Source organism: Proteus sp. G2669, from assembly GCF_009915245.1.
Lineage (GTDB): Bacteria > Pseudomonadota > Gammaproteobacteria > Enterobacterales > Enterobacteriaceae > Proteus.
On the sequence record NZ_JAABLX010000046.1, the window covers coordinates 24,993 to 41,315 of the forward strand.

Genomic DNA, 16,323 nt, shown 5'->3' on the forward strand with positions numbered 1-16,323 from the left:
GATTTTTTAACCACAAAATATAAGTAGTTATCCTTAACCAACATCTATTATTTTTTTATTAAAAATAAGGTTTTGGATGTTTAAGCCTATATGGCTTTAAATGAAGTGCTAAGCCATTTTCTTTTTCATCCACCCCTTTGCATTAGCCATCCGAAAAAAAGCCGCCTGTGTAGGTTACAGCGCTCGTCTAACTCCTCACCTTCTTCATTAGTTAGCATAATAATTTTATTTTAAACTAATTATCTTTATCGGATGGATCTAAAAAGATATTTTAAAACTAAGACCACCGTTTTTCGTCCACTGTGAGTTTTATTCTCATTAGACAAAAGAAGAAAGATGAACATTTCGATCCATTTAGCTTTTAAATAACGATCAAAATATATTGATATAAAATATTCCCACATCAACGTTATTAATAACATTCACTTTATAAAGCACATAATTTCAATAAAATATTATCAAAATACTGTATGCGTATTGATAAAGTAATAACCTGACAAAAGGTCGCTATTCGTACACTTAACGGTTTGACTTACTCCTTTAGGAGTATAAAAAGCGCAGTTCCTTTCTTGTATTAAAATTCATAGAGTGAGATCTTTTATTTATTAGATAATGATTCAGATGAACCAATAAGCGCCACCAATGAGACTCGATATAAATGTTTCATTATGTTAAGCATAGATAATAGAAATAGATTTATAGCCCATTATGACTATCTTTATTCAATTTTATTAAACTATGAATAATATTAGTATATCAAATGTTTTTACGTCTTATCATTTGTAAAAAACAATGTCAGCATCACAAAATAGACACCCTACGTATATTTGATTATGTTTTTTTTGATTAATGATAATGAAATCTATGAAATGAATAAATTTTCTCTTAAAAAAAGAATATTTCTTTACATAAGGACACCAGAATGGCCAATTTTTGATATAAAAAAAGCCAATAAATTGGCTAAATTTAAAAAATAGATAAACATTTTTTAGTATTAAGTAATATAAGCTTTTATTTGGATACTAATTTTAATCCCTCTTTCATCATTATAAATACGCAAAAGAGGGAAATGAAAAAGGTTACTCTTGTTCAATACTCCCTTTTAGCGTTGCCTGAGTATAATGCTTACGGCAAACTGAAACATATTTTTCATTTCCGCCAATTTCAACTTGAGCACCATCGCTCAGCACATTTCCTTTATCATCTAAGCGTAATACTTTATTTGCTTTTCTACCGCAGTAACACACTGTTTTAAGCTCTACTAACTTATCTGCCCACGCTAATAAATAAGCACTACCTGTAAATAACTCACCTCTAAAATCTGTTCTTAAACCATAAGTAAGAACTGGAATATCATAGGTGTCCGTTATTTCGCAAAGTTGTTCTACATGAGCCTTACTTAAAAATTGGCATTCATCAATTAATACACAATGAATAGGTTGTTTGTTATGCTCAGCAGCAATAACATCACGAATATTCATATCATCACTGAAGAGCAATGCATCAGCACTTAAGCCAATTCTTGAACTAATTTTTCCCTTTGCAAAGCGTGTATCAATAGCCGCTGTAAAAATCAATGTACGCATTCCTCGCTCATTATAGTTATAAGAGGATTGCAATAAAGATGTTGATTTTCCAGCATTCATAGCTGAATAATAAAAGTAAAGCTGAGCCATCAGCTCTCTCCTTAAATAGTGTTTATTTTCACGGGCGACAGTCTAACATAAACAGTCTGCAAGTTATCAATAACAAGTATTTATTACCTTTATTTCTATTCTAGATATACCATTCAAAGATGAGACTCATTGTTAATGCTAATTTTTGCCTAAAAAATAAATAGCTTTAATAAGTACTTAACATATTAAAACACGCCTTGATATACGTTTATTAAAGTATGAAAGTTAACCCCAACTCATTTTTATAAAAAAGTCCGTTATTATAAAAAAATGAACAAAGCTTTCTATTCTTTTACATTAGCGCTATCATCCGTTAAAAGATGCATTTCCTTACTCATATTTCCTTTATTGACTAAAGATACCTCAACATTTATTATTTTTTTCGTTGAGATAATAGTTTAAAAAAAAGAAATTTTACGTAAGGTTTGTATTTAGGTATTGCAGAAATTTAAATAGCAATCTATTATTAGTATTACATCAGCCAACAACATTTATTTGAGACCAGGAAAATGAGCGAATCTTTAAAAATATTAAATAACATCCGTACTCTCCGCGCACAAGCAAGAGAAACTTCTTTAGAAACTTTAGAAGAAATGCTGGAAAAGCTCGAAGTTGTCGTTAATGAGCGTCGTGAAGAATTCTCATTAGAAAAAGCAGCTGAAGAAGAGCGTGTTCAGAAATTACAAAAATACCGTGAAATGTTAGAAGAAGCCGGTATTGACCCAACAGACTTACTTGAAGCAAGTGCCGTTAATAAAACTGGCCGTGCTAAACGTGCAGCTCGTCCAGCTAAATATTCTTACGTTGATGAAAATGGTGAAACTAAAACTTGGACAGGCCAAGGTCGTACACCAGCTGTAATCAAACGTGCAATTGACGAAGAAGGCAAATCATTAGAAGATTTCCTTATCTAATTTAAGTCAATATTCTATTTGAAATACCCTTTTAATTATTTAAAAGGGTATTTTCTTGTTTGCCCCTGATATTAAACAAGCGTTTAATTTTAATATGTGCTGATGTTGTTTGTATATAGGGTTGGGAAACAAAAATAGAGAATGTGAAAATCACATTATTGACTTTTATTTATAATAGAAAAGGAGCTTTTATAGCTCCTTTTTTATTCGTTTCTATTAAGTCAACAACTTTAGTTTTTATAATAACTTAAATACCAATCAACAAACTGTTTTACACCGTATTCTACATTTGTATTTGGTGAGAAGCCGGTAGTCTGAGATAAATCTTGGCAATCGGCGCAGGTAGAAAGGACATCACCATCTTGCATCGGCATTAAATTTAGTTTTGCTTTAATATTTAATGATTTTTCAATTGCCTTAATAAAATCCATTAGTTTTGTTGGTTGCCCATTACCTACATTATAGATTTTATAAGGTGCAGAACTAGACGATGTCTCGCCCTTTTCTACTGTCCAGCTTTCATCCGCTTTAGGAACAATATCAATTAAACGAACAACTGACTCTACGATATCAGCGACATAAGTGAAATCGCGTGTCATATTTCCGCCGTTATAAACATCAATAGGTTCACCAGCAAGCATTGCTTTTGTGAATTTAAATAATGCCATATCTGGGCGACCCCAAGGACCATATACGGTAAAGAATCGTAATCCAGTTGTGGGTAATTGATATAAATGCGAATAACTATGAGACATTAGCTCATTGGCTTTTTTAGTTGCTGCATATAATGAAACAGGATGATCAACACTATCTTCCGTTGAGAACGGTTGCTTTTGATTTAAACCATATACAGAGCTTGAAGAGGAATAGATAAGATGCCCTACTTTATTGTGACGACATCCTTCTAATATATTAATATGACCGACAATATTTGCATCAATATAGGCCATTGGATTTTCAATTGAATAGCGTACTCCAGGCTGAGCCGCTAGATGAATAACACGATCAAACTGATGAGTTACAAATAATTGAGCCACTTTTGCTGAATCAACGATATCAACTTTCTCAAATTGAAACTTTTCTAACTGTTGTAATTTAGCTAATCGAGCTTCTTTTAAGCGTACATCATAATAATCATTAAGATTATCTATTCCAACAACATGATAGCCCATTTCAATTAAACGCTGACTTAAATGAGAGCCAATAAACCCCGCAGCACCTGTTACTAATATTTTCATATTATCACTCAAATAACCCAATTAATTATTATTCACGTCAACGTTATCATGCTTAATATCACCTTGATTAAACATCATAACGCTTAACATTATCATACTTTACAAAAATCAGTATGGCTCAATACATGATTGCATTGAGCCATACCTTAATCTCTTGTGATCACTTTATCTAGCATTTCTCACAAAATCATCTGTCTATAAAATACAATGTATTCGCAAGAACCATACAATAAAAGCTACCATACAAAATGATTATCATTCAGAGTCATTTCACTCTACTTTTAGTGATTTTAACCATTGTGCGAAATCTTCACCAAACTCTTCGTGCTGTATACCATATTCTACGAATGCTTTCATATACCCTAATTTATTACCACAATCGTGGCTTTTCCCTTGTAGGTGATAAGCCTCAACGGCTTCTTTTTCAATCAGCATCGCAATCGCATCAGTTAACTGAATTTCATCACCCGCACCTGGCGCTGTTTTTGCCAATAATGGCCAAATACTTTCAGATAACACATAACGGCCCACGATAGATAAATTTGAAGGGGCTTCTTCTTTCTTCGGTTTTTCGACAACACGAGTAATTGGTTTGCTATCACCTGGGCATAATTGTTCTCCCATGCAATCAACAATACCATAGTTAGAAACTTCATCTTCGGGTACTGGTTCAACTAAAATTTGGCTTGCCCCAGAGCGCTCAAAATGGGAAAGCATCTCTTTCAGGTTAACTTTGGTTAAATCTGCGCTGTATCTATCTAAAATAACATCGGGCAAAATAACAGCAAAAGGCTCATCACCAATTAAAGGTTTTGCACATAAAATAGCGTGACCTAATCCTTTTGCGATCCCTTGACGAGTTTGCATGATAGTGACATGGCTTGGGCAAATACCTTGTACTTCTTCTAATAGTTGACGTTTAACTCGTTTTTCTAAAATAGCTTCTAATTCAAAGCTGGTATCAAAATGGTTTTCAATGGAGTTTTTAGAAGAATGTGTGACAAGGACAATTTCATTAATACCTGCTGCAATACATTCATTAACCACATATTGAATAAGTGGTTTATCAACCACAGGCAACATTTCTTTCGGAATTGCCTTAGTTGCAGGTAACATTCTTGTACCTAATCCAGCAACAGGGATCACCGCTTTTCTAACTTTACGCACTGCTGATGACATTATACTTCTCCTGCAATTCGTACCGTTCTATTTTTAAATATGAATGGGTACATAAAAAATAATCGCCAGAGTATACCAGCTAATATCTAAGGATAAACAGAGCCCTACCGCTTAATTGAGATAGTTCTTCATTTATGTTTAATATATGCACGATATTCTGTATTTATTTAATCTAAATTTAACTTTTATAGATAGGGGAAAACATTAATTTAATCTGATTCGTATTATCCCAAATTTTACATTGCCAATTTGTTCCTTCACATTTTATTTGGTTAATATATAAAAGTTGCAAAGTACCTAAAGGAACACCGCTATTCAATTCGAATTTTTTGCTCTCTGTTTTTATTTCAGCTCGTAATCCTGCTGATGCCAATAATATATTTTTTTTCTGTGTATGATAATACCCTAAAGTGATAGGAAACTGCCCTTTTACACCTATTTCATTCAGCATTTTATTAAGTTTATTCAACATGTTATACATACTTGGAAGGGAACGATTTTTTTCTGACGATTTTAATACATCATTAAATACAACTCGTAAGAGTAAAGCGACCAAAAGCCCATTTTCGTCATCCCGTGATATATCAACACAATAAAAAATAATTTGATCTTCTGATAAGGCAGCAATATCAAATAACAATCCCATTTTAGCAATATCATTTAACTGACGATAATTAACACAATATCCCGCTACAACTTGTTTAACCTGAGGTTGCATCTGTTTTATGAACGACTGAATATAATGTGTATCTTTTCGCAAGCTATTCCAAAGAGGTTCTAAATGTATACCTTCTATTAATACTGATTCAAAAAAACCTGGGCATAATACTTCAATAACTTTTTGTTTTAATTTATCGAGATGTGTTATTGGCTTAAGAAAAATTTCTTGCGCCCCTAAGCGCAACATATCATCTACTTCAGACATATTATCTGTACATGAAATAGCAATAACAGGAATAGCAAGTTTACGTTGTTCAAGGTGACACAAAAACGTAGGGCCATTCATAACCGGCATACGAATATCACATAAAATAAGGTCTGGTAATAATCCCTTATCTAATAAAGATAATGCTTGGCTACCGTTATCGGTTGTATAAACACACGCTTTTTCATGTGAGAAGTATTCCGTCAGCATAGTGCGAAAAACAACCTCATCATCAATTATCAAGATTTTTTTACCCACTAAGGCTTTATTCATTGGTTACTCCAGTAACTATCGTTTCACATGCTGATAAATTAGCGATACATTACTAGTTTAGTTCAACATTGACGTTAATTATTCTCAATCATTACTTTTTTCAATCTATGGGAAATCGTCATACTAATAACGTGAGTTAGGACATTATTTTGTCGAATTTATGCCCCTGTAATAGCCAATTATTCTACTCTGATTGCTGTGAGCCTTACCATTCGGGGCAAAAAAATGCCCCAACAGCAGAAGCATTAATGCGTTCGCGTTATAGCGCATTCGTTAAACATAATGCTGATTACTTAATAAAGACGTGGCACCCCTCTTGCCGTGTTGCATCCTTGCACGATGAATTAACTTCAGGCTTTCCAAATACGCAATGGCTTGGACTCAAAATTATCTCATTACAAGCGAGCACAAATAAAAATGAGGCATACGTTGAATTCTCGGCTTGCTTTATTGAAAGAAATGCCGATGATAAACAGTACTTACATGAACGCTCTCGTTTTCTAAAAATAGACGGCTGTTGGTTTTATATTGACGGTGTGAAACCGAAAGTGGGACGAAACGATCCCTGCCCTTGTGGTTCAGGGCGTAAATACAAAAAATGTTGTGAAAATAACATCAAATAATTGCAAACACAGAAGTAAAAGAAAGGATTTATCCATACATGCAACACCCAAATACTCAAAAAAAAATACTGCGTACTATTTGTCCTGATGCAAAAGGACTTATCGCTAAAATCACCAATATTTGCTACAAGCATCAATTAAATATTGTTCAAAATAGTGAATTTGTTGATCATCGTACTGGTCGCTTTTTTATGCGTACTGAGCTTGAAGGTATCTTTAATGATGAAACTTTTCTTGCTGATTTAGATGATGCATTACCGCAAGGTTCTCAACGTGAATTGAATACCGCAGGTCGTCGTCGCATTGTGGTTATGGTGACCAAAGAAGCACATTGCCTTGGCGATTTATTAATGAAGAGCGCATTTGGCGATCTGGATGTGGAAATTGCCGCTGTTATTGGTAATCATGACACGTTAAAACATTTAGTAGAGCAATTTGATATTCCTTTCCATCTTGTTAGTCATGAAGGATTAACCCGTGATCAACATGATGAAAAGTTAATTGCACAAATTAATCAATACAAACCTGATTATGTTGTACTCGCAAAATACATGCGTGTATTAACACCTGCATTTGTACAAAACTTCCCAAATCAAATTATCAATATTCACCACTCCTTCTTGCCGGCCTTTATTGGTGCTCGCCCTTACCATCAGGCTTACGAGCGCGGAGTCAAGATCATTGGTGCTACAGCTCACTACGTAAATGATAACTTAGATGAAGGCCCAATCATCACACAGAACGTAATTAACGTTGACCACACATTTTCTGCAGAAGATATGATGAGAGCTGGTCGTGATGTTGAGAAAAATGTACTTAGCCATGCTTTATATTGGGTACTTTCACAACGTGTCTTCGTTTATGGTAACAGAACAATTATTTTATAAGTTCTCAAACCATGAATATTGAATACATTGTAGTTATCTAAAAATAAACCGCGATACAAAACATATCGCGGTTTGTTTTATCTTCTATTAATTTTCACGTTTTTGCTTAAAATCAATACGATAGAGCGCAAAAGCTGAACAATACGCACATTTTTACAGCAAACGATCTACTTTTAGCAAAATAGCGCTTTACAGATCTTCGGTATTTGGTATTATTGCGCCCGCTGTCACGGACAGCAGAACAATTTAATGTTGGTGGGATACCCAAGCGGCCAAAGGGAGCAGACTGTAAATCTGCCGTCACAGACTTCGAAGGTTCGAATCCTTCTCCCACCACCATCTCTTCTTAGCTTCATCCCAATAGATTTTTTATCCCATTTTTCCAATCAAATCAATAAAACGATTCAACACGCTTGAATGATACTTAGATTTATAAATATAACAGTTGTACAGTATTGTAGGTTGAGTTAAAGGAATAAAACAGAGCTCTCCGTCATACTCATCTTTCAATGGGTTTTCATCTGTAAATAAAAGAGAATGGTGCGTTTGAATAAAACGTAAACAACAATTAAGATCATCCATCATTCTAACGCAAACAGATTTTCCCCCATCTCTTATTTCATTCTCTAATTTTTTTATTTTAGCTGTTTTGTATAATGCGGGATCACATAACCAAATATTTTCACTTAAGAGTTTATCAATATTCTTATTAGCACTATTAGCAACTTCTTGCTGACAACAAATCCCCAGATATTTATTATCTATTTTATGAATAAGACTAAATCTTTCACTAATAATTTTCTCTGAACTTAATATTAATGTATTTCCATCATAGTCAGGTATTTCATCAAAGTTTTCTTTTGAGAATCGCATTATATTTATATGTGAATAATTTTTATTAGCTGCCTGATAAAGTTGCGTTAAATACTGGCTTTTCCCCCAATCATAATAAACATGAATACTATTATTAATAATACCTGTGGTATGTTTTTTTGTTATCTCTTTTTCCTGAAGATAAAGTGATTTTAAATCATTATAAAGTTCAAGCCCTTCTTGCGTTAAGCTCATACCAAACTTCTCTCGCTTAAATAGACGCTTTCCCAATACTGCCTCAAAGTCCTTTATAGACTTAGCAACTGGAGGTGTCGTTCGATTCATGACACGAGCAGCTTTACTTAATGAACCATTTTCAACTACGGCCATAAAGGCTTCTAATTTACGAGAAAAAAACATAATTCACCATTCCTTTGCTGTGTTGAACAAATAATTTCATTAATTCATTTAATGTAAATATAGATTAATTAATTTAAAAATTAATTTTATATAAATATAGTTTTATATAAATATTTCCTTACCTCCTTTTAATGAATACAATTTATAACCGCAATGCTATTTTTATTATGTCATTATTCCTTACATATAAAGAATAATAATACTTATATTCTTCTATCAAAGATTAGTTTATGTTTCTACTTTGTTTAATTAATAATTTTTATTATGCAATTAACTATTTTTATTAATTTATCGTACTTTCTTTGATTGCTCTTTATTTTATCTAATTTTATTTTTCTATTGATAAGCCGTGCCATGATTTAAGTGATTTACTTACATTCATTTTATGATCCTGATAGTATAAGGCATCCTATTATTCAATATATAAATGGTTACAGTCACATGAAATTTGTCTCTTTCAATATTAATGGTTTACGTGCTCGCCCTCACCAACTTGAAGCTATCATAGAAAAACACCAACCTGACGTTATCGGGCTTCAAGAAACGAAAGTTCATGATGATATGTTCCCATTAGAAAGTGTGGGATCTTTGGGCTACCATGTTTTTTATCATGGACAAAAAGGACATTATGGCGTTGCCTTATTAACAAAAGCAAAACCTGTTGCAGTACGTAAAGGCTTTCCTGGCGATGACGAAGATGCTCAACGTCGAATGATCATGGCAGATATTGAAACACCCGCAGGATTACTCACTGTAATGAATGGGTACTTTCCTCAAGGTGAAAGTCGTGATCATGAAACTAAATTTCCAGCAAAAGAAAAATTCTATGCTGATTTACAAAATTACCTAACTACCAGTTTAAAACCAACCTCCCCAGTGCTTATTATGGGTGATTTAAATATTAGCCCAACAGATAAAGATATTGGCATTGGCGAAAATAATATGAAACGCTGGTTAAAAACAGGGAAATGTTCTTTCCTACCTGAAGAGCGTGAATGGCTGGCAACATTGATGGGCTGGGGATTAACAGATACTTTCCGCCAACAACATCCTGAAACAGATGATAAATTCTCGTGGTTTGATTATCGTTCTAAAGGATTTGATGACAACCGTGGACTACGTATCGATTTACTCTTAGCCAGTCGTTGTTTAGCGGATAATTGTATTTCAACAGGAATTGATTACGATATTCGTGGAATGGAAAAACCATCCGATCATGCCCCTGTATGGGCTGAATTTAAAATCTAATCGTCTTTAATCATTATTCAAAAAAGCACTTCCTTATTATTTAAGGAAGTGCTTTTTATTTATGGCTTAATTATCAGTCGCAGCTTCTTTACTCTGCGCTTTATTTTTTGTGGCGCTTGCTTTGTTACTTCCTTTAGTTGCTGTTTTGCGCTTTTTATTATGCGCTGGCGCAGGAAGATTTCTGAAAGCTTGAATATTCGGGCGACGTTTCGCTTGAGTAATCAATTCTATCAAGGTGTTATTTAATGGCATCATAAAATCTTGATATTTAAATTGTTTCTCACTAATTTGTGTGAGTATCGACTCCCAATGTGCAGTCATATCCGGTAAGGTTGCCATATCTGGCAATACATGAATTAATGCTCTACCCGCTGGCGTTGAATTAATGGCTCGTCCTTTCTTTTGCAAAAAACCACGTTTAAACAGTAATTCAATGATGCCCGCCCTTGTCGCTTCAGTACCTAATCCATCCGTCGCTCTTAGGATTTTCTTAAGTTCTTTATCTTGAACAAAGCGCGCAATACCTGTCATGGCTGAAAGTAATGTTGCATCTGTAAAAGGCCTTGGAGGTTGTGTTTGTTTTTCAACAATCTCACCTTTTTCACACAACAGTTCATCACCTTTTTTTACTATAGGTAATGCAGAACCATCATTTTCCGAATCTTGCTCTTTGGCACCTAATAACACACGCCAACCTGCTTGAGCTAAAAATCGAGCTTTAGCAATAAATTTACCGTTTTCAATATCAAGTTCAATCACGCATTTGCGATAAACCGCATCAGGCATAAATTGCATTAAATACTGGCGAGCAACAAGATAGTAAATATTTTTTTCGTTTTCATTTAACGAAATATTACCTGTTTTTGCTGTTGGAATAATGGCGTGGTGCGCATCCACTTTCTTGTCATCCCAGCAACGATTCTTTTTATCAATATCTAAGGTTTCTTGCGGTAATAAACTTCCGTCATGCACGCTAATGGCATTAATCACAGCATGACGACCTGCAAAATGTTCATCTGGGAGATAACGACTGTCAGAACGGGGATATGTGATTAATTTATGTGTTTCATATAATCGCTGACAGGTATCTAAGACTTGTTGTGCGCTTAAACCAAAGCGTTTTGCCGCTTCAATTTGTAATGCGGAAAGTGAAAAAGGAAGTGGTGCTATTTCAGACTCTTGCTTATCTTGATAATCCGTTACATTGGCAGGTTTGTCTTTAATTCTCTCAACAACATGCTCTGCCAGTTTTCGGTTTAATAATCGCCCTTCCTCATCTTGCCAAGGTTCACAATGCTCACTAGGCTGCCAAATTGCAGTAAAGCGCTCATCTGCAGGTGTCACAACGTGCGCTCTTACTTCAAAGAAATCTTTAGGCACAAAATTTTCAATTTCTTCATCACGACGAACCACTAAGCCTAATACTGGTGTTTGTACTCGCCCTACAGATAATACGCCTTGATAACCATTGCGCTGGCCTAAGAGCGTATATGCTCGAGTCATATTTATTCCATAAAGCCAGTCAGCCCTTGCCCTTGCTAAAGCCGATACACATAATGGAATAAATTCATGGTTATAACGTAATTTATCAATAGCGCGCGTCACAGCAGCTGGGTTTAAGTCATTAATTAAGCAACGACGCGCCTGCTTTCTTTGGTCTTCGCTGATATTTAAATAGTTAAGCACTTCATCGACTAACAACTGGCCTTCGCGATCGGGGTCACCAGCGTGGATCACTTCTTTTGCCTGCTTAAGTAGTGTCTTGATTGTTTCTAGCTGTTTTTTAACATCAGCTCGAGGCTTGAGTTGCCATTTTTCTGGAATAATAGGCAAATCATCTAACGACCAGCGGGCGTACCGCGGGTCGTATGCATCCGGCTCAGCTTGTTCAAGCAAGTGACCAACACACCATGTCACATACTGGTTATCACCACAAAGAATAAAGCCATCACCCCGTTTATGGGGTTTTGGCAATACATCAGCAATAGCACGAGCAAGGCTGGGTTTTTCTGCAATAAATAATCTCATTACGTTAGTTAATCACTTCAATCAACGCTTTTCCTGCCACTGGCTCAGTTAACTCACCGATAGAGGTTAGTTCAATATCAAAACGAGCCGCGACGTCTTTAACTTGTTCCACAGCTTCAGGTAATACAGCTAATAATAAGCCACCTGAAGTTTGTGGGTCGCAAAGTAATTTGCGTTGCATTTCAGTAATTTCACCAATCAAGTGTCCATAACTTTCGAAATTGCGCCCAGTACCTCCTGGTACACAACCTTTTTCGATATATGATTCAACTTCTGGCAATCTTGGTACTTGTGAAAAATGAATAGTAGCTTGCACACCAGAGCCATCACAAATCTCACTCAAGTGACCTAATAAACCGAACCCTGTAACGTCGGTCATTGCAGTAACACCTTCGATATCAGAAAAATCAGCACCAGCTTTGTTCATACGGCACATCATTTCTGTTGCTAAACCTTGGTGTTCTGGTTTTAACAAACCTTTTTTCTCAGCAGTTGTTAACACACCAATGCCTAAAGGTTTTGTTAAAAATAACTGGCATCCGGCTTTCGCTTCACTGTTTTTCTTTACTTTGCTCACAGGAACGACACCCGTTACAGCAAGCCCGAAAATAGGCTCTGGTGCATCAATAGAATGTCCACCAGCCAGTGAAATTCCAGCGTCTTGGCAAGCGGCTCGCCCACCTTCAATCACTTCACGTGCAATTTCAGGCGCCAATTTATCAATAGGCCATCCCAAAATAGCAATTGCCATGATGGGTTTTCCGCCCATGGCAAAGATATCACTGATAGCATTCGTTGCAGCGATGCGCCCGAAATCATAAGGGTTATCAACGATAGGCATAAAGAAATCTGTGGTACTAATAATACCGGTGCCATTTCCTAAATCATAAACAGCAGCATCATCTTTGGTTTCATTACCCACGAGTAAATGAGGATCATGAAATTTAGCTTGCTCACTGTGCAAAATAGTTTCTAAAACTTTTGGCGAGATCTTACAACCACAGCCTGCACCATGACTGTATTGTGTTAAACGAATTGCTTCAGACATAACATGCCATCCTTTTTAAAAATAAGTCACAAAATCAGTTAAGTCGGCAGGAGAAACCGTGTTTGGCGCTTTTAAGGCTGGTGTACCTATATACAGAAAGCCAATAATTTGGTCATGTTCACCACAGCCAAGTCCTTCTCTTACGACTGCATCATGAGTCCAAGAGCCTGAACGCCAAATTCCCCCAAATCCTTGTGCAACAGCGGCCATTTGCATTGCTTGTACACTGCAACCAGCAGCAACCACTTGTTCCCATTCAGGCACTTTCGGATGATCTTTCACTTTTGCAATAACTGTGATGATCAAAGGGGCACGAAAAGGTGCATTTTTTGCTTTTTCTTCAACTTCTGGCCCTAAATTACCCACAACAGCCGCTTTATGCAGTAATTGGCTAAAACGCTCAATGCCTTCGTTTTGCATCACAATAAAGTGCCAAGGCTTAAGTGCACCATGATCAGGCGCGCGCATACCCGCCTGTAAAATAGTATTAAGGGCTTCACTATCGGGGGCTGGAGTAGTCAGTCGAGAAGCTGAACGGCGGTTCAAAAGCAGTGTTAATGCATCCATTTTTATTCTCCTGTCAGCATTTTATTTTAGCAAGATCCCATTCTTATGGGGATGGACAGTTCTTATCAATTCGCAGTATAACAAACTGTTATATTATCACCATCCACAGATTTAGGCGGGAATTTTTCTAAAAATCAGTTGTATGATTATTTAATCGTAATTTATTGTTCACAAAATGATTAATCTTAACTTACCTAAGTTAATTTAAACTTATTTTGAACCTACTTTCCTTTGTAATTCGACTATTTCCTATATTACTTTGATGCCTTTTTATGTGACATTTTTTAGATATTTTCACGTAAGATAAATGTTTGCTTAATAACACCTTAAACAAAAGGTTATCATTAATGGTTTCCTAAAAATCAATGACAGACATTCAATAAGAGCTATATTAGAATATTCCTTCATTGTTATTGCTATTCCCTCTATTGCTAACAACATATTTTGTTTTAATAGTATGAGATTATGTGGATGTAGCCTGCTTACCAATAATTCTAGCATGACTGTTTAGGATTAAAATTTAGCTTTACATGATGTGGAGATAATATGAATAAAATTATGGAGTTAATCGGCGCAATATTAAAATTTAGTTGGCAAGCCATTAACTTTATCAGGAAATTAATCTTAAACGTTATTTTCTTTTTCCTTCTCTTTATGGTCTTTGGTATTTTCTTAATCACCAAAGAAGCACAAAAACCAGTTGATTATGAAGGTGCCCTTCTTGTTGATCTTAAAGGTGTGATTGTTGACCAAACCGCAACACAAAACCCTTTAGGTGAAGTTGGACGTGAGCTTTTAGGTGTATCAAGTAGCCAACTTCAAGAAAACTCCTTATTTGAAGTTGTTGATACGCTACGCCTAGCTTCTCAAGATCCGAAAATTAAAGGAATGGTATTAAAACTTGATGAATTCGCAGGTGCTGATCAACCTTCACTAAATTATATTGGTAAAGCGCTTAATGAGTTTAAAAAGACAGGTAAACCTATTTTTGCAGTAAGTGGTTATTACAGCCAGTCTCAATATTACCTCGCCTCTTATGCTGATAAAGTCTATCTCACGCCCCAAGGTGGGGTGGGTGTTTACGGTTTTGGTTTTCAAAACCTCTATTACAAAACACTGTTAGAAAATTTAAAGATTAGTACCCATATTTTCCGCGTAGGCACCTATAAATCTGCGGTTGAGCCATTAATGCGCAATGATATGTCAGCAGAGTCTCGTGAAGCTTCATTACGTTTAGTTAATGCGCTGTGGTCTACATATTTAACCCAAGTTGCAGAAAACCGCAGCATTACCACAGAAGATGTTTTCCCTGGTGCAAAAGAGATGATTGCTCAGCTACGTAGCGCAGATGGGGATAACGCCACTTATGCGCTAAATCGTAAATTAGTGGATTCTGTAAGCTCATACGCTCAATTTGAAGCTGATATGACAGAAACCTTCCAGTGGGATAAAGAGAATAAGCAATTTAACAATATCAGCATTTATGATTATGCCGATACGCTAACCTCTTCATTACCTACAAGTGATGAAGGAAATATTGCCGTAGTGGTTGTCCAAGGTGCCATTATTGATGGTGAAAGCATCCCTGGCTCAGCGGGTGGTTCAACTATTGCGAATCAAATTCGCCAAGCACGTTTAGATCCGAACATTAAAGCGCTTGTATTACGTGTAAATAGCCCTGGTGGTAGTGTTTCAGCTTCAGAGCAAATACGCAGTGAAGTTGCTGCTTTTAAACAACAGAAAAAACATGTGGTTGTATCAATGGGTGGCATGGCTGCATCAGGCGGATATTGGATCTCAACCCCTGCAAATAAGATTATTGCTAGCCCTTCAACCTTAACAGGCTCTATTGGTATTTTTGGCGTTATTAATACGTTTGAAAACAGCTTAGAGTCTATTGGTGTTCATACTGATGGCGTCACAACTTCACCCTTAGCCGGATTATCTGTCACTAATAAGCTACCGGAAGAGTTTGCAGAGCTTTTACAGCTAAATATCGAAAGTGGTTATAAGACTTTCCTTAATTTAGTCGCTGAATCACGGAAGAAAACACCGGCTCAAATTGATCTGATTGCTCAAGGTCGTGTATGGGTAGGAATAGATGCAAAAAATGTCGGTTTAGTCGATGAGTTTGGTGATTTTGATGATGCTATTGATACAGTTGCTAAAATGGCAAAAATCGATCAACCGGTTGTTGATTGGATGAAACCTGAATTAAGTCTGTCAGAACAGATCATAATGAGTTTATCCTCTAACGCAAAAGCGCTTATTCCTGATCCATTACAAGCTTATTTGCCAGCACCTGTTTTAAAAGAAGTTAAAACACAGACTGAGTTTTATCGCAATATGAACGATCCGCTAAATCGCTATGCGTACTGTTTATCTTGTGGTGATATTCAATAATCTTTTCAATCTATACACCTGCTCATATAGAGTGGGTGTATTCCTCTATTTTTCTGGCCTTTGGTAGAATAATCTTCTGAT

The 16,323-nt window shown here is 35.7% G+C and carries 13 protein-coding genes and 1 tRNA gene; 6 read left to right on the top strand and 8 right to left on the bottom strand.

Translation table 11 applies throughout. The features are described from left to right. Positions 1-1,079 precede the first annotated feature (1,079 nt). Positions 1,080-1,676: a thymidine kinase gene (locus tag GWI68_RS12515; RefSeq protein ID WP_166540503.1), complete on the bottom strand. Its 597-nt coding sequence runs from the start codon at positions 1,674-1,676 to the stop codon at positions 1,080-1,082. 509 nt (positions 1,677-2,185) lie between these two features. On the opposite strand from GWI68_RS12515, the gene hns reads away from it, so the two are divergent. Beyond that, positions 2,186-2,590 carry a histone-like nucleoid-structuring protein H-NS gene (hns, locus tag GWI68_RS12520; RefSeq protein WP_072068302.1) on the top strand — a complete coding sequence of 135 codons (405 nt, stop codon included), beginning with the start codon at positions 2,186-2,188 and terminating at the stop codon, positions 2,588-2,590. A gap of 230 nt (positions 2,591-2,820) precedes the next feature. Here hns and GWI68_RS12525 read toward each other — a convergent pair whose 3' ends face one another. The 3 genes from GWI68_RS12525 to rssB all read right to left on the bottom strand — a co-directional run bounded on the left by GWI68_RS12525 (position 2,821) and on the right by rssB (position 6,205). Then, positions 2,821-3,828, bottom strand: coding sequence for an NAD-dependent epimerase (locus GWI68_RS12525; RefSeq protein WP_109407651.1), 1,008 nt, complete (start codon positions 3,826-3,828; stop codon positions 2,821-2,823). A gap of 270 nt (positions 3,829-4,098) precedes the next feature. Then, the gene (gene galU / locus GWI68_RS12530; protein ID WP_109407652.1) at positions 4,099-5,007 is read right to left on the bottom strand and encodes a UTP--glucose-1-phosphate uridylyltransferase GalU; all 909 of its coding nucleotides are present in this window, start codon (positions 5,005-5,007) and stop codon (positions 4,099-4,101) included. A 178-nt stretch (positions 5,008-5,185) separates the two neighbouring features. After that, positions 5,186-6,205: a two-component system response regulator RssB gene (gene rssB, locus GWI68_RS12535; RefSeq protein ID WP_109407653.1), complete on the bottom strand. Its 1,020-nt coding sequence runs from the start codon at positions 6,203-6,205 to the stop codon at positions 5,186-5,188. Positions 6,206-6,354: 149 nt separating this feature from the next. Here rssB and GWI68_RS12540 point away from each other — a divergent pair, with 149 nt between their 5' ends. The 3 genes from GWI68_RS12540 to GWI68_RS12550 all read left to right on the top strand — a co-directional run bounded on the left by GWI68_RS12540 (position 6,355) and on the right by GWI68_RS12550 (position 8,054). Beyond that, positions 6,355-6,828, top strand: coding sequence for a YchJ family protein (locus GWI68_RS12540; protein WP_166540504.1), 474 nt, complete (start codon positions 6,355-6,357; stop codon positions 6,826-6,828). A 38-nt stretch (positions 6,829-6,866) separates the two neighbouring features. Then, the gene (gene purU / locus GWI68_RS12545) at positions 6,867-7,715 is read left to right on the top strand and encodes a formyltetrahydrofolate deformylase (RefSeq protein WP_166540505.1); all 849 of its coding nucleotides are present in this window, start codon (positions 6,867-6,869) and stop codon (positions 7,713-7,715) included. Between the two features lie 254 nt (positions 7,716-7,969). Further along, positions 7,970-8,054: transfer RNA gene (locus tag GWI68_RS12550), tRNA-Tyr, on the top strand. Positions 8,055-8,084: 30 nt separating this feature from the next. Here GWI68_RS12550 and GWI68_RS12555 read toward each other — a convergent pair. Beyond that, positions 8,085-8,948, bottom strand: a complete 864-nt coding sequence (locus GWI68_RS12555) for a LysR family transcriptional regulator (protein ID WP_166540506.1) — start codon at positions 8,946-8,948, stop codon at positions 8,085-8,087. 441 nt (positions 8,949-9,389) lie between these two features. On the opposite strand from GWI68_RS12555, the gene xthA reads away from it, so the two are divergent. Then, positions 9,390-10,196 carry an exodeoxyribonuclease III gene (gene xthA / locus GWI68_RS12560; RefSeq protein ID WP_166540507.1) on the top strand — a complete coding sequence of 269 codons (807 nt, stop codon included), beginning with the start codon at positions 9,390-9,392 and terminating at the stop codon, positions 10,194-10,196. Between the two features lie 66 nt (positions 10,197-10,262). Here the strand turns inward: xthA and GWI68_RS12565 are convergent, their stop codons facing one another. The 3 genes from GWI68_RS12565 to GWI68_RS12575 are packed head-to-tail and all read right to left on the bottom strand — an operon-like array spanning position 10,263 to position 13,839. Beyond that, entirely contained in the window at positions 10,263-12,224 is a 1,962-nt protein-coding gene (locus GWI68_RS12565) for a DNA topoisomerase III (protein WP_166540508.1), read from the bottom strand. 4 nt (positions 12,225-12,228) lie between these two features. Beyond that, positions 12,229-13,272: a selenide, water dikinase SelD gene (gene selD, locus GWI68_RS12570; RefSeq protein WP_166540509.1), complete on the bottom strand. Its 1,044-nt coding sequence runs from the start codon at positions 13,270-13,272 to the stop codon at positions 12,229-12,231. A 15-nt stretch (positions 13,273-13,287) separates the two neighbouring features. Next, positions 13,288-13,839, bottom strand: a complete 552-nt coding sequence (locus tag GWI68_RS12575) for an NAD(P)H nitroreductase (RefSeq protein WP_166540510.1) — start codon at positions 13,837-13,839, stop codon at positions 13,288-13,290. Positions 13,840-14,385: 546 nt separating this feature from the next. Between GWI68_RS12575 and sppA the strand changes: the two genes are divergently transcribed. After that, positions 14,386-16,242, top strand: a complete 1,857-nt coding sequence (sppA, locus tag GWI68_RS12580) for a signal peptide peptidase SppA (protein WP_166540511.1) — start codon at positions 14,386-14,388, stop codon at positions 16,240-16,242. The last annotated feature ends 81 nt before the right edge of the window (positions 16,243-16,323 follow it).

Excerpts from the sequence above, each read along its gene's own strand:
- GWI68_RS12515 (WP_166540503.1), bottom strand. The coding sequence starts at position 1,676 with ATGGCTCAGCTTTACTTTTATTATTCAGCTATGAATGCTGGAAAATCA.
- hns (WP_072068302.1), top strand. The coding sequence starts at position 2,186 with ATGAGCGAATCTTTAAAAATATTAAATAACATCCGTACTCTCCGCGCA.
- GWI68_RS12525 (WP_109407651.1), bottom strand. The coding sequence starts at position 3,828 with ATGAAAATATTAGTAACAGGTGCTGCGGGGTTTATTGGCTCTCATTTA.
- galU (WP_109407652.1), bottom strand. The coding sequence starts at position 5,007 with ATGTCATCAGCAGTGCGTAAAGTTAGAAAAGCGGTGATCCCTGTTGCT.
- rssB (WP_109407653.1), bottom strand. The coding sequence starts at position 6,205 with ATGAATAAAGCCTTAGTGGGTAAAAAAATCTTGATAATTGATGATGAG.
- purU (WP_166540505.1), top strand. The coding sequence starts at position 6,867 with ATGCAACACCCAAATACTCAAAAAAAAATACTGCGTACTATTTGTCCT.
- GWI68_RS12555 (WP_166540506.1), bottom strand. The coding sequence starts at position 8,948 with ATGTTTTTTTCTCGTAAATTAGAAGCCTTTATGGCCGTAGTTGAAAAT.
- xthA (WP_166540507.1), top strand. The coding sequence starts at position 9,390 with ATGAAATTTGTCTCTTTCAATATTAATGGTTTACGTGCTCGCCCTCAC.
- GWI68_RS12565 (WP_166540508.1), bottom strand. The coding sequence starts at position 12,224 with ATGAGATTATTTATTGCAGAAAAACCCAGCCTTGCTCGTGCTATTGCT.
- selD (WP_166540509.1), bottom strand. The coding sequence starts at position 13,272 with ATGTCTGAAGCAATTCGTTTAACACAATACAGTCATGGTGCAGGCTGT.
- GWI68_RS12575 (WP_166540510.1), bottom strand. The coding sequence starts at position 13,839 with ATGGATGCATTAACACTGCTTTTGAACCGCCGTTCAGCTTCTCGACTG.
- sppA (WP_166540511.1), top strand. The coding sequence starts at position 14,386 with ATGAATAAAATTATGGAGTTAATCGGCGCAATATTAAAATTTAGTTGG.